The organism is Virgibacillus salinus, from assembly GCF_900102415.1.
Taxonomy (GTDB): domain Bacteria; phylum Bacillota; class Bacilli; order Bacillales; family Amphibacillaceae; genus Lentibacillus; species Lentibacillus subterraneus.
The window spans coordinates 1036069-1050645 of sequence record NZ_FNKD01000001.1 but is presented as its reverse complement, the minus strand read 5'-3'; the positions used below and the strand labels follow the sequence as shown (position 1 = coordinate 1050645).

Annotated in this window: 13 protein-coding genes; 5 read left to right on the top strand and 8 right to left on the bottom strand. The window is 38.0% G+C overall.

Translation table 11 applies throughout. The features are described 5' to 3' along the window. Positions 1–421: 421 nt before the first annotated feature. The 3 genes from BLS02_RS04940 (at position 422) to BLS02_RS04930 (ending at position 3398) form a co-directional block, all read left to right on the top strand. Positions 422–1258 carry a CvfB family protein gene (locus BLS02_RS04940; protein WP_092491841.1) on the top strand — a complete coding sequence of 279 codons (837 nt, stop codon included), beginning with the start codon at positions 422–424 and terminating at the stop codon, positions 1256–1258. A gap of 184 nt (positions 1259–1442) precedes the next feature. Beyond that, complete coding sequence (locus BLS02_RS04935) at positions 1443–2393, top strand: DUF6612 family protein (protein WP_092491840.1); 951 nt, start codon at positions 1443–1445, stop codon at positions 2391–2393. Between the two features lie 78 nt (positions 2394–2471). Further along, the gene (locus BLS02_RS04930; protein ID WP_092491839.1) at positions 2472–3398 is read left to right on the top strand and encodes a DUF6612 family protein; all 927 of its coding nucleotides are present in this window, start codon (positions 2472–2474) and stop codon (positions 3396–3398) included. 68 nt (positions 3399–3466) lie between these two features. Here BLS02_RS04930 and BLS02_RS04925 read toward each other — a convergent pair whose 3' ends face one another. Continuing rightward, the gene (locus BLS02_RS04925; RefSeq protein WP_092491838.1) at positions 3467–3745 is read right to left on the bottom strand and encodes a hypothetical protein; all 279 of its coding nucleotides are present in this window, start codon (positions 3743–3745) and stop codon (positions 3467–3469) included. A gap of 93 nt (positions 3746–3838) precedes the next feature. Further along, a complete protein-coding gene (locus BLS02_RS04920) occupies positions 3839–4066 on the bottom strand; it encodes a DUF2164 domain-containing protein (protein WP_092491837.1) in 228 nt (75 codons plus the stop codon). Between the two features lie 271 nt (positions 4067–4337). On the opposite strand from BLS02_RS04920, the gene BLS02_RS04915 reads away from it, so the two are divergent. Next, positions 4338–6035 carry a M3 family oligoendopeptidase gene (locus BLS02_RS04915; RefSeq protein ID WP_092491836.1) on the top strand — a complete coding sequence of 566 codons (1698 nt, stop codon included), beginning with the start codon at positions 4338–4340 and terminating at the stop codon, positions 6033–6035. A gap of 337 nt (positions 6036–6372) precedes the next feature. Here BLS02_RS04915 and BLS02_RS04910 read toward each other — a convergent pair whose 3' ends face one another. From BLS02_RS04910 to BLS02_RS04900, 3 genes are all read right to left on the bottom strand, one after another. After that, positions 6373–7926 (bottom strand): Na+/H+ antiporter NhaC family protein, encoded by a 1554-nt coding sequence (locus tag BLS02_RS04910; protein ID WP_092491835.1) that lies wholly within the window; start codon positions 7924–7926, stop codon positions 6373–6375. A gap of 248 nt (positions 7927–8174) precedes the next feature. Beyond that, entirely contained in the window at positions 8175–8300 is a 126-nt protein-coding gene (locus tag BLS02_RS04905) for an anti-repressor SinI family protein (protein ID WP_092491834.1), read from the bottom strand. A gap of 283 nt (positions 8301–8583) precedes the next feature. Further along, positions 8584–8787, bottom strand: coding sequence for an alpha/beta-type small acid-soluble spore protein (locus tag BLS02_RS04900; RefSeq protein WP_092491833.1), 204 nt, complete (start codon positions 8785–8787; stop codon positions 8584–8586). Positions 8788–9078: 291 nt separating this feature from the next. On the opposite strand from BLS02_RS04900, the gene BLS02_RS04895 reads away from it, so the two are divergent. Further along, a complete protein-coding gene (locus tag BLS02_RS04895; RefSeq protein ID WP_092491832.1) occupies positions 9079–9864 on the top strand; it encodes an HAD family hydrolase in 786 nt (261 codons plus the stop codon). 43 nt (positions 9865–9907) lie between these two features. Here the strand turns inward: BLS02_RS04895 and BLS02_RS04890 are convergent, their stop codons facing one another. From BLS02_RS04890 to asnB, 3 genes are all read right to left on the bottom strand, one after another. Beyond that, positions 9908–10099: a YwbE family protein gene (locus BLS02_RS04890; RefSeq protein ID WP_092491831.1), complete on the bottom strand. Its 192-nt coding sequence runs from the start codon at positions 10097–10099 to the stop codon at positions 9908–9910. Between the two features lie 147 nt (positions 10100–10246). After that, positions 10247–11860, bottom strand: a complete 1614-nt coding sequence (locus BLS02_RS04885; protein WP_092491830.1) for an FMN-binding glutamate synthase family protein — start codon at positions 11858–11860, stop codon at positions 10247–10249. A gap of 564 nt (positions 11861–12424) precedes the next feature. Continuing rightward, positions 12425–14272 carry an asparagine synthase (glutamine-hydrolyzing) gene (asnB, locus tag BLS02_RS04880; protein WP_092491829.1) on the bottom strand — a complete coding sequence of 616 codons (1848 nt, stop codon included), beginning with the start codon at positions 14270–14272 and terminating at the stop codon, positions 12425–12427. Positions 14273–14577 lie beyond the last annotated feature (305 nt).

Genomic DNA, 14577 nt, shown 5'->3' with positions numbered 1-14577 from the left:
CATGTGTATGGATAGCTGGTCCCTGTCACTTCCCGTTTTTTGTCGAACACTTTTCCCGAAAATATGTTGACATGTGTTAGATTGTGTGAGATTATATATAAGTTAACGAATGAAGTAACTAGTAAGTATGAAATTCTGGCATTCTGCTAGTAAGTTTTTGAAGATCTTATTCACACTGGCGCGACTAAGGGGTCGCAAGGACGTCAGAGCAGGTAGGGCTGACGTTGCTTAAGGAAGAAAACCCCAGTGGAACAATGACCGCGGTAAAGCGAAATCCCACAAGTGGCGATTTCCCACCCGATAAATTAATTCGGGATAAATAAAAAATTGAAACTTATGTGTTACTTTATAAATCAAAGGGGTACTCTTATAGTAAGAGTACCCCTTTTCCAATACATATAATGAAAGTAGGCTAGAAAATATGAGAATAGGATTGATCCAAAAACTTAAGGTACTTCGAAAAATTGATACTGGTTACGTACTAGAAGACGATGTACTACTGCATAATAATGAGCTAGACACTGAACTTGAACCAGAACAGGAAATTGAAGTTTTTCCCTATACTGATAAAAAAGGACAGGTCATCGCAACCACCAAGCTGCCTTCTGTACAAATGGACGAGTATGACTGGGCTGAAGTAGTTGAAGTCATGCCAGGTCTTGGCGTGTTTGTAAACATTGGTATCGCAAAAGAAATGCTTGTGTCTATCGATGATCTCCCATTGTTCGAAAGCGTTTGGCCGATAATCGGTGATATGCTTTACGTGACATTAGGAAAGGACCAAAAAGGACGCTTGCTGGCAATCCCAGCATCTGAGGGTGTCGTTGAGAGACAGTGGGATATAGCTCCAGATGACTTGTTAAACCAGGCAATCAGCGGACGTGTGTATCGAACTAGCAAGGAAGGGTCTGCTATTATTTCTGAAGATGGCTATCGTGGATTTATTCATCATACAGAACGAAAAGATGAACCCCGGCTCGGCGAATGGGTTGAAGGACGAGTAATCGATGTAAAAGAAGACGGAACGCTAAATGTTTCGCTTAGGCCGCTTAAGCAACATAGCATGGGTGAAGATGCTGACAACATTTTAATGCACCTTAAACAAAGTAATGGCGTCATTCCATTCAGCGATAAAAGTGACCCTGAAGATATTCAAGGAACATTTAATATTAGCAAAGCCGCCTTCAAACGCGCCCTAGGAAAACTAATGAAAGAACAAAAAATCGAACAACACGACGGCAAAACATTTTTGAAATAGATTTTGGGAGGTGCCTATTCGTATGGCGCCTGTCACCTCCCGATTTTTGTGTCCGAATCTATCGAAAAATATTTATAACTAACTTTGCAGCCTAATCATGGCTGTTTTTTTATACTTAAGGATACATTACAGCCCTGTTTTAGTGTGGTAAAGTTTGAGCACCAACACTAAACGAGGTGCACACATGAAAAAAATTATAGGCTTTAGTTTAATCGGGCTTTTCCTATTTCTAATGACCGCATGCAGTGAAGACGAACCAGCGATGAATGACAAAACCAACAAAAATACGATAGAAGATACACAAGCAGCAACAGATGGAGATAAAGAGGTCAAAACAGAACAGCAAAATGAAGATGATAGCAATCAATCAGAAGAGCAAACAAATATCGATGATACAAACAAGGAAGAAACGAAAGAAAGTGAAGTTGCAACAGCTAAATTGACAGACGCTCCAGCAATTCTCCGCAAATCAAGTGAAGCAATGCAGAATATTGAAAGTTTATACATCGGTGGTACTACTGTTTCAGACGCAATTATCAATGATATCGAACGCATTGAAACGATCAATATTAATGCAGATCTGATGATCGGAGAGCAAAACACGCTCCACCAAACCGTTAAAATTGAAGCAAACGATGAGCCAGACAGTAATATGGAAATGTACCTTAATGAAGAAATGTATTACCTGAAAGAGAATGACAAATGGCTTTCAATGGAGCCGGAGTATGCGGTTAATAACCTATACAATACCGTATTTGATGAGCAATTAAGCTTTTATATCGACTTCGGTTCCCTTTTCCAGGTAATCGAAGAAGAAGATCATTACATCCTCAGCTATTCTGGCACTGATGAAGAATTTAAAGAAGTCGTTTTTGGCGCTGGTCAAAAAGTCTTGAATGATTTTTTTAGAGATTTCTATCATAATATGAAAGTTACTGGAACCTACGAATTGACCATTGATAAGCAAACATTTTATCTAACAAACTATTTCCTCGAATATGAAGCGACCACCTCTGGGGCAGCTGGTAAAGGGCATATCTATGAAAAAAGCGAATTTTTCTATAGTAACTTCAATGCTTACGTTGAGCTTATTGTACCGGAAGAAGTTCGAAAAGCAGCAGAACCTGTAAATTAATTTTATATACTTGAGGATACATTACAACAGCTTGTTTCGTATGCTAATGTTTGATAATAACCCTAAAAGAGGTGGCTTATGAGGAAATTAATTGCTTTATTATTTCTAATTAGTGTGTTGGCACTTGCCGCATGCGGCACCGAAAATGCCGATCAAGATGAAACGGAAAAAGATGCTGTCGCAGAAGAAGAACCAACAAATGAAGAAACATCAGATACAAGTGATGAGAACACTGAAGAAAGTACAAAAGAAGAGGAACCTGAAGAAGCTGAGGAATCAAGCGAAAGCGGTAATCTTATTGGTTCTGATGCCAAGAAGATTTTTCAAAAATCAGCAGAAGCAATGCAGGAGGTGTCCAGTTATCTAGTAAAAGGAGAATTTACAGATGACAGTACTATTAATGGGCAAAGTGAAAAAGCAACAACTGAACTGACAATGGAGCTTAGCTTAGCTGACCAATCCAATATGTATATGAAAGCATCGACAACTAGTAATACGAATTCCGGTGGAGTTGTCGAACTCTACAAAGTAACAGACGGAATGTATGTAAATTCACCAGATCAAGATCAATGGATGAAGATGCCTGCTAGTTCAGACTATGGAAATCTGTTTACCACGTTGCAGGCTGACCAATTAACTGAATACGTCAATTTTAGTAATGCATTTGAAGTAACCGACAATGGTAACCAGTTTATTTTAACATTCACAGGTACAGATGAGGAATATAAAACGACCGTATTGGGTGCTGGGATTGCAGCGCAGGAAGGCATTTTAAAAGAACATTATGATAATATGAATGTCAGTGGAACATATGAAATAAAAATCGATAAAGACTCATTTTATATGGTGGGCTACACATTAGAATACGAATCAACAACCTCAGGAGAAATAGGGGAAGTTGAAACGTATCATAATGCTAAATATACTATAAGCGAATTTAACGAGCACGATAATATCACGGTTCCTAAAGAAATCGCGGATTCCGCTGTATCGTTCAGCCAATGAAGTGAAAAATCGGCTTTGGGATGTTAAGTTATCCCAAAGCCGATTTTATTATTGCTTTGATGCTGTACTCAGGAATGCGTGCTTGTGTCAACTATTGATGTAACAGTAAATTGAATTGCTGAAGCGAACAAACATGCTATCCCCCATCCTCCAAGACCTAACCCAGTAATTTCAATTTTTCCAGCCATAGTTGCAATCATGAATAAGAGTAATCCTGTTGCGAACAACACAACCCCTGGCATATATATGATATACCTGTCTTGGGATGATACCTTACTCAGGATAATGTTTAAAATCATCAGTGCAACTGTTAGTACAAGTGCAATAATCACAGTGGTAACAAACATAATATCACCTCATCATTATTCTGCTATTATAATTCAGTCTATCTAGGAACTTTCATTAAGTCAATTAAGTTATCATATTTTTCAGAATTATATTCATTTCATAATCCCAAAGAGATCATCCAATTTCTCATCAACATATGCATGACTGTCTTCAACACCCAAATTATAAAATACTGGACCAATCTCTTCCATAAAAAATTCCAACATTAACATTGCAGCAAGGTCTCCTATTTCTTCATCACGCTCCTCCGAAAAATATCTTTTGATTGACTTCACAATTCCTGCTTTCTTCTCTTTTGTTAGTTCAAATTTTGGCTTCATGCAAAAAACCTCCGAATCATTTTAGAAAGATAGTATATCACATATTCACAGATAACTTTTACCTTCTTTAAAAGATTTGATATTCTTTAAAGCGATCCATATGAAAGCGTATTTTACTTTCCTGGAACCCCATATACTTTGGAGTGCAAGCCTTAGCAGCGGAATGTTAAAGTACACTTAGCAGTAAGAAAGTATTTATAATTTCTTAACTGCTAAAAAAGGATTTCGCCGAAAAATGTCGAATACGATAATTATAACAAGGAGGTATACCATGCTGTCTTTTGAAAGTTATACATATGAACGACCTGACATGCAGCAGGAAAAGAAGACGTTCAACGCACTAATAGAAAATTTCATAAAAGCAGAATCAATTGATCAGCAGAATGAAGCTATCACGAAAATAAATGAATTCCGCAACCGGTTGTCAACACTTTCTAACCTAGTTTATATTCGTGCTTCGATTGATACAAATGATGATTACTATCAGAAAGAACGGGATTTTTTCGACGAGATCGAACCAGAAATACAAGAGCTGGACACGTTATTTTACAAAGAACTGGTAAAATCATCTTTTCGTGATGAACTGGAGAAAAAATGGGGCAAGCAGTTATTTCAAATTGCTGACTACCAAATCAAGTCTTTTTCACCTGAAGTTATTAAACTGCTACAAAAAGAAAACAGGTTATCATCCCAGTACTCAAAACTGGTCGCTTCGGCCGAGGTTGAGTTTCAGGGAGAGACATACACATTGGCACAGCTTTCACCTTTTACCGAAAGTAAGGACCGATTAATTCGAAAAGAAGCTGTTGAAGCAAGTGCAGGTTTCTTTGCCGGGCATGCAAAGGAATTTGATGACATATACGACCAGCTTGTTAAAACACGGCATAAAATCGCAACAACATTAGGTTACAAAAATTTCGTCGAGCTTGGTTACGTAAGAATGCTGCGTATCGATTACAACGCTGATATGGTTAATATTTTTCGAAAACAAGTCCGCGAATCAATCGTTCCCCTAGCTACTAAACTTTACGAAAAACAAGCAGAGAGAATTGGTCTTAATTCACTCAAGTTTTATGATGAAAACTTTAGATTCCAAACAGGAAATGCAACACCAAAAGGGACACCCGAATGGATTATTGAAAACGGGAAAAAGATGTACGAAGAACTTTCACAGGAAACGAAAGAATTCTTCCAATATATGCTTAATCGAAACCTTATGGATCTTGAAGCAAAAAAAGGCAAAGAGGCTGGTGGGTACTGTACATTCATCGAAGATTATCAATCACCATTCATTTTCGCGAACTTTAACGGTACCTCAGGTGATGTCGATGTTTTAACACATGAAGCAGGACATGCATTTCAATTTTATTCCAGTCGTAACATAGGAATTCCAGAGTACTTAATGCCGACATATGAATCAGCAGAAATTCATTCGATGAGTATGGAATTCTTCACATGGCCATGGATGGAGCTATTTTTTAAGGAAGATACTGAAAAATATAAGTACGTTCACTTATCAGAAGGTTTACAGTTCCTCCCATATGGTGTTGCAGTTGATGAATTTCAGCATTTAGTTTATGAGAACCCAGATTGGACTCCAGATGAACGTAAGCAAGCATGGAGAAAACTTGAAGAAATTTACCTGCCCCATCGCGACTATGATGGCAATGCTTATTTGGAAGCAGGGAGTTTCTGGCAGCGTCAAGGTCATATTTACGAAGCCCCATTTTATTATATCGACTACACTTTGGCTCAAATGTGCGCATTTCAATTCTGGAAACGATCACTAGATGAAAACGATAATGCCTGGAGCGACTATCTAAACTTATGTAAATTAGGTGGAACAAAATCGTTCCTGGGTCTTGTCGAAGCCGCTAATCTCCGCTCACCATTTGAAGAAGGAACCGTTGAATCGATTGTTGACTCAATTAAAAATTGGTTGGATTCAGTAGATGATAAATCATTGTAAACAAAAGCGAAATGCCTGCCCAGCACCGTAGTGAGTGTTCCAAAACTAAAAAAGAGTAACTGTCAACATAAACAGTTACTCTTTTTGCTTTCATTATGACTATATTCTTAGAGAACCTGGCATTTACCAATCATTTTGGTGATTGCAAAATTGCACTTATGCAGTATGAAAGGCTTCGGCGAGATCCCGCACTGCTTAGCACGAGGAAGCTTGCCAGCCGCTCTAAGGTGCGCGCTATTCTATTTCCGAAGCGGTCCAATAGCACACTCAAGTATCTTTTCACTTGCAGTTAATATCAATTGCGAAAATTAAAAACTTACGAAAAGAGCATTCATTTTTAAGCAGCTAAATTCGATTCATTCGGTATTCTCTGCCCCCATACCCTGTTTAAAATGAAGGCCAATATAACTAGCGTGATAACACCTATAATAATAGAGAGAACTGCAGAACCTGATATACCCGCAACCAGGAATGAGACTATACCAGAAATTCCTGCTGTTATCGCATATGGGATCTGGGTATTTACGTGATCAATATGGTCACTTGCAGACCCTGCTGAAGACAAGATAGTAGTATCGGAAATCGGCGAACAATGATCACCAAAGATTCCGCCACTAAGTACTGCAGCAATTGCCAGGTACATTGATATGTCCATTGAATCAGCAATCGGCATTGCTATTGGAACCATGATAGCAAATGTTCCATACGAAGTGCCTGTTGTAAAAGCAACAATTGCACCAATAATGAACAGTAATACCGGGATTATCGCTGGCGAAGCTGTCTGTTCCGCAAAGTCAACAATATATGCTGCTGTTCCCAGTTCAGATGTTACACTTCCAATCGACCATGCCAATGTTAGAATAATATATACGAGCATCATACTCCTAAAACCACTTACATAAATAGACATAGCTTCTTTAAATGAAAACAGCTTTTGCTGCATGCCCATAACAAGAGCAACTATTCCAGCTGAAAAGGCAGCAATTAATATTGATTTCCCACCGTCAGCTTCACCAACTGCCGCAACAAAATCTTTTTCTGGAAACCCACCTGTCCATAAAAATAGTGGTGGAATGAGACCAATAAGCACTACAATTGGAACAATCATATTTCGCATTTTAGGTGTATGACCTTCAGCAATTTCAACATCTTTCATTTGATCATCTGATGGTGGCTCGGCACCCTTACGAATGACTTCTCCAGTTGTACGTGCACGATATTCAGCTTTAGCCATAGGACCGTAATCCCATTTCATAAAGACAATAATTGCAACAAGAGCCAATGCCAGGATTGAATAAAAGTTAAACGGTATCGTGAAAATATATGTCATATACTCTGATCCTGTCATACCAAGCTCCACAAACTGTGCACCAATAAGCCCCATAACAAAAACAACCCATGTCGATACAGGTGCTAATAGACACATTGGTGCAGAGGTAGAATCAACAATATATGCAAGTTTTTCTCTTGATACACGCATTTTATCCGTTACCGAGCGCATAACACTTCCAACCGTAAGTGCGTTAAAATAGTCTTCAAAGAAAATAATAATACCGAATAAGAAAGTTGAACTTTGTGCACCCCTTGGCGTTTTAACCTTTTTAGAGATTGCATGTGCTATAGCGTTAGCACCTCCTGTTTTTTGCAGGAATGCAATTAACACCCCAAATAGTCCACAATAAATTAAAACTGTTGCACTCCATTCGCTCCCCACGTTTGGTATGATAAAATCACCAAAACTTGCATACAATCCCATTAGTGGATTCCAATCATGCATCATCGTTGCACCCAGCCAGACACCAGCAAATAACGCAGGTATAACGTTCCGGGTTACTAACGCCAGCAAAATCGCAATAACTGGGGGCAATAACGATAGTATTCCAAACTCCATACTCTCATGCTCCTTTCAATTATTTATTTAAAGTACTACCTCCTAAAACATATTAATACTTATACATTAATATTTCTTTATTATACTAAAAAAGTCCTGCAAATTGATTTAAAAAAATTCAGATTACTTTTAAATACTTTTATACCAGGGCTAGTTTCCTTTATTTCACAAAACAAAACGAACCCACTAATGACAGGTTCGTTTCCATTTAACTTGTTCTTTAAATAGAACGATAAATGTAAAAAAAATTATTCTTCACCATGATCTTCCCGTAAAAACTCTCTAATTTCTTCAATTCTTAAACCCGCTGCCTTGGCCTCCTGCACTAACGCAACCCATTCCTCATCAAGCGCAATTATAAACTGATCATTCATTTAATTCCCCCCATGTAATCATGTTTATGTAAATTCAAATCTGGTTATATATTCCTATACCCTACTCAAAAAGTGTATATTATAACCATACAAAAAAAAATTGAAATATAAAAGTATACCTAAGTATACTTATTAAATTTTAACGGTAGGTAAAAACTTGGCTTATCGACAAAACACTTGCCTTAATTGCACTTAGTAAGAAAGGATTTATACTTTCTGGCTAAACAAAGCCACCCTAACTGACTTACAGTTAGGATGACTTCCCGCATCACTAATACAAACGCTACTTATTTGTATCAGACATGCTTGATTCGGCGATTTTGATCATTCGTTTAACCATTTCGCCGCCCACTGATCCGTTTTCGCGTGCAGTTGTGTCAGCACCAGTCTGAACACCAAACTCACTTGCAATTTCCTCTTTCATGCGATTCATTGCATTATCCGCACCAGGCACTAACAAATCATTACGATTATTGTTACCTGCCATAACTGATCACTCCTCGTGGGTTTTTGAACAGTAATAAGACCTAACCTGTTCAGTGTTATTTTCTGATGACTACGTAATTTTACCCCTGTTAAATATTGCATTAGCCATAATTTATACACTTCTTTTATGAAATACGGTATAGTAAAGAACTCTAACCCTAATGATGGAAGTTAAACATATTTACACACAATAATTACAGCCTGTGTTAAAATACGATATATATTAAGAAAATATGGCTTATTGCATTGCCAAGCCTATATTAACTGCAAATAAATACACAAGGAGATCTATATGACATACAAGATATTATTTCTCGATATTGATGGTACTATCTTAAAACCAGATCACACGTATACTGAATCCACAAAAAATGCTATAGCGAAAGTTAAAGAACAGGGTGTTGAAGTGTTTCTCGCTACAGGTCGTCCGTTACATGAAATTGACGATTTAGCAAAAGAACTCGATATCCACTCCTACATCGGGTATAACGGTGCATTTGCAGTCTATCGTGATAAGACAGTTGTAAATGAACCAATGGATAAGAACACCGTAGAACAATTTTTGGATATAGCTAAAAAAAATGATCATGAACTGGTATTATACACAAGGGATACGAGTTACTACACGACACTAACACGGCCACTTGTCACCCATTTTATTGATACATTTCAAATGAAAAAAAGCGAGCTCTACAATGGGGAGCATAAAGATCAAATATTAGGTGCAACATTAATGAATTTATCCCCATCACAGCCTGCCCTATATGAATTGGGAGCTAATATTCATTTATCTCCAGTTCATGTACCTGGTGTCGAGCATTGCTATGATATTATTCGCAAAAACGTTAACAAAGGAATTGCTGTTGATAAGGTGCTTGACCTGCTGGATATTCCACGTGAACAAGCGATAGCTTTTGGCGATGGTATGAATGATAAAGAAATGCTTCAAGCTGTTGGAGAAGGTTTTGCAATGGGAAACGCTCCTAAAGAACTATTCCATTATGCCAAGGATAAAACAACCACTGTCTCAGATGATGGAATAGTTAATGGACTAAAAAAGTTAGGTTTAACCGTTTAAATAAAATGGCAGGATTGGTCTTCAACCCCAATCCTGCCATTATTTATGAGCAAACACGTCCAACCTGTCCATCCTCCAGCCGTACTTTGATTCCGTGTGGATGATAGCTCGAATTTGTCAAGAGATCCTTTACAACACCAGCTGTACGTACACCACTCCGCTGATCTTTTTTTAAAATAACTTCTACCTCTAACCCTGGATAAATATTCTTCCGATGCCTGCCATCAATTGTCATATAATTAGTCCTTTCCTTTTAAACTTCCTCCTAGAGTAGTTTATCAAAATAAGTCAAAAATATATACATACTAATCTTAAAGGTCTTTCCTTGCTTACCGGTCCTATGAGCTTGACTTCCAGAATGAAATACAAATAGAGGCTGACATTAGGCATTTGCGGAACCTTCTCCACCTTTTTCAATCATCGTTTGGTAAATATCATCCATTGACCAGGTTTTACCTTTTTCATCTTTATAAACAACATGTTCACGCTTGAAATGGACTGGTGAATCTAGCCCTGATGCGGCAGCAACCCTGAAAAGGCCCTTTCGCATTGTAATTACATAGTTGGCTGTACGATGTTTTTTTTCATTAATTACTAGGGCTTTTTGCATATCAGGGTCAGTAGTTGCCACCCCAACAGGACACATATTCGATGCACATTGTAGCGTTTGAATACAGCCAACAGTTATCATAAAGCCACGTGCAATATTCACAAGATCCGCCCCCATAGCAAGCGCTATTGCAACTTTGTCCGGTGAGATTAACTTTCCTGCAGCAATAATTTTTACAGTATTACGAACGCCATATTTTTTCAACGCGTTATCAACTAGAGGCAATGCAGATCTTATTGGTAAACCTACACTATCTGTTAGTTCTTGATAAGATGTACCCGTCCCCCCCTCACCACCATCTACTGTTATAAAATCTGGCCCTTTTCCCGTATCTCTAATTTGTTTTGCTAATTCATCTGCTTCAATGTGGCTTCCAATTACAATTTTCATTCCAACAGGGAGCCCTGTATGTTCTCTGATCCGATCAATGAAATTAAATAACGAGGGCATATCACTATATTCAGGAAATCGATTTGGACTGTCAATAGACTTGAATGGCTCAACCATACGAATTCTGGCAATTTCTTCATTAACTTTTTCAGCATCAACATGTCCACCACGTGTCTTAGCGCCTTGTGCCAGTTTTACTTCAAAAGCCTTTAATTCTGGAATCTTACTTTTCTCAAGTAACTCATCCCAATTGAAGTTGCCTTCACGGTCTCTTACACCAAACATACCGGGGCCAATTTGCATGATAAGGTCAACGCCACCTTTTAAATGGTAATCCGAAACCCCTCCTTCCCCGGTATTCATCCACGTACCTTTTGCCATACCCAAACCTTCAGAGAGTGCAGTAATTGCCCTTTCGCCTAATGAACCATAGCTCATTGCTGACATACCTATTTGACCTCTTACTTTAAATGGATATTTACATTGCCCACCTATAACAATCGTATCTTTTTCATCAAGCAGATACACGGAAGATTCATGTTCCTCTAACTTCTCCACTCTTTGTGCAAACATGGGTTCCTTAATCAGTAAGTAACGATTCGTTTTTGCTTTTGTTTTTTGATCCATTTTTAATTCCTTAGTGAGCTTTGGAAACATCGAATTCCGTATATAATACCCTTCTGCTTCAAAATCACGCTGTGACCCGAAGCCAAAAACGTCACGTTTATACTTTGCTTTTCTCACAATGTGCTGGAAATCATTACGTGAAAAGGGCTTTCCTTCATTATCATTATTGAAAAAATACTGCCGTAACTCAGGTCCTATACTCTCAAAAAAATACCGAGCTCTCCCCAATAAAGGATAGTTACGGAGAACCGGGTGCTGCTTTTGGGTCTGATCAACGTTATATAAATAAATACCTGTCACTACTACTATAATTAAAATAAGAATGACAACCACAAAGCCAATAATTGTCATGACATTAGCTATATTCATCCTACAATTCCACCTCTAATTAGTGATTATAAAGTTAGGATGTATAGTAGTGACAAAAATTATCCAGATTAAACATTGAAAAACTTCGAAAATTTGGCTTTCGCAATACTATAATGGCGATAGCCTTAGTTGTATTTATGCAGTAAGAAAGTAATCACTTTTTTAACTGAGTCAATTTCATAAATACTTATATTCATCATTTATCCGATCTATTTTACGAACTAACGTTTTACCCTTCGTGAATTCAAAGTACTACTATTGTTGATTTTCACTGCGGGCGGCGACTCCTGCGGGAATAGCATGAGCCTTGAGACCATGATGAGGCTCATACCATGCACAGCTGCATAGAAGACACTGTGAAAGCTTCAGCTTGAACAGATGTCGCACTTGTACCCGGAGGGTGAAAGCGCTCGCCTGCAGAGGAAATCAACTGGCCTAGCACATTGACAAATAGTTTGTATTTACTGCTTTATTTTTTAATTAATTATGAAATTGATTTAATTGCTAAAAAAACTTGCCAAAAGCCGAATTGACTTGGCAAGTTACTATTTAGTTCAAATGATATTAATCCCGTACAGTTACATTATATTTAATCAACCAATAATTAATCTGACACAAGTGTGCAATAAGCTGCGGACCTTTCATTAATTGTCCGTACCATGGCTCTCTGAATTCTTTCCCTTCACTCATGACAATTGCTTCTACTTTTTTTCGATCTATAAATTCAAATAGCGGCGAACCGGAATCTGCTAGAATTTCATTCATCCAGTTAACCACTTGTCTAGTGTATTCTGGTTGAAATGTTTTTGGATATGGGCTCTTCTTCCGATACAATATATCGTCCGGCAGGATTCCTTCCATAGCCTTTCGTAAAATACCTTTCTCCCTGCCATGTAAATTCTTCATTTCCCATGGTATATTCCAAACATATTCTACTAATTTATGATCGGCAAATGGCACCCTAACTTCCAGACTGGCACCCATACTCATCCGATCCTTACGATCCAGCAATTGCGCCATAAACCAATGCATATTTAAATAAAATAGTTCCCTGCGCCTTGCGTCCTCCGCATTTTCCCCATCAAGTCTTGGTGTCTCATCAATCGTCTCTTTATAACGATTATATACATAGTCTTTAAGATTTAGTTTTGTTTGCCAATCTGAGTGAAGCAAATCTATTCTTTCATCCAGGGATCTCATCCAAGGAAAACCATCGTCTGATGAGGCTGTGGGGTCATGAAACCAAGGATATCCACCAAAAATTTCATCTGCACATTCTCCGGATAAGCTCACTGTTGTATGCTCTTTAATACGCCTGCTAAACCATAACAGAGACGAATCAATATCAGCCATTCCTGGTTGGTCACGTAAATCAACCGATTCCTTTAGCAAACTCGCTAATTCATAACCAGTCATCACTTCATCATGATGATTGGTTGAAAAGTGTTTAACCATCTTTTCAATCCATGGTCGATCACTAGAAGGCTGAAATTTGCTAGACTCAAAGTACTGATCGTTACCTTCATAATCTACCGAAAAAGTAGCAAGCTGACCTCTGTGGTTTGCTTTAAAATAGTCAGATGCAATAGCAGTTATTGCACTTGAATCTAAGCCGCCTGATAGAAACGTTGAGACTGGCACATCAGCAACTAGCTGACGCTGAACAGCATCAACAAATAACTCCCGCACAATTTCAGATGTTTCCTCTATTGAATCATGATGTGGATTGCTTTCTACATTCCAGTATCGCCAAACTTTTAACCCGTTTTTAGAAAAAATCAAAGAATGACCCGCCCGTAATTCATCAATTCCTTTAAATATTCCATGTCCTGGTGTTCTCGATGGACCTAAGCCAAATACCTCAGCCAAACCATCACGATCAACTGCCGTCTTCATATCTGAATGCGCCAATATTGCTTTTAGTTCAGACCCAAAAAGTAAACGTCCTGAACCTTCATAGAAAAACAACGGCTTAACACCAAGTCTATCTCGTGACATAAATAACTGTTCTCTCTCCTCATCCCACACCCCAAAAGCATAAATTCCGTTTAAGAAATCAACACAATTTTCTTTCCATTCAATATAAGCTGTAAGCAGCACTTCTGTATCTGATGTTGTATAGAAATTATAACCTCTGTTTCGTAACTCTTTTCGTAATTCTTCCGTATTATATAACTCACCATTATACACAAGCGTATAAGTAAATCCATCTTTCTTCTTATGCATTGGCTGTTTTCCACCTTCAATGTCAATAACAGCAAGTCTTTTGTGACCAAACGCAGCATGTTTATCCACCCAAACTTGTGTATCGTCCGGGCCACGCAAAGTCAATGTATCTGTCATTTTTGCCAATGCAGGTCGCTCGTTCCAAGCGCTAATATTCCAATTCACCAATCCAGTAATCCCGCACAATTCACTTCATCCTCTCACAGAATATCAACAGAATAGTATATGCAGGTGACATAATAAGTATTCCAGATACAACTTATGAGTATATGACAAACAACCTTAAATAATGATAGTGAAAAAAAGAAAGAGCCAGGGACATAACTAAAACTTTCCACCTTAAAGATGGATAATAACAGGCTAGAATTTTTAGAAAGGTTATTTTCAATGGTTGGATCTATTGCGTAGTTGATATAAACTGTGAAGTAACATGGAAAAATACTCAACCGGAATCATAACTTCGATATGAGTGACCGTTTCTCACTATTTAA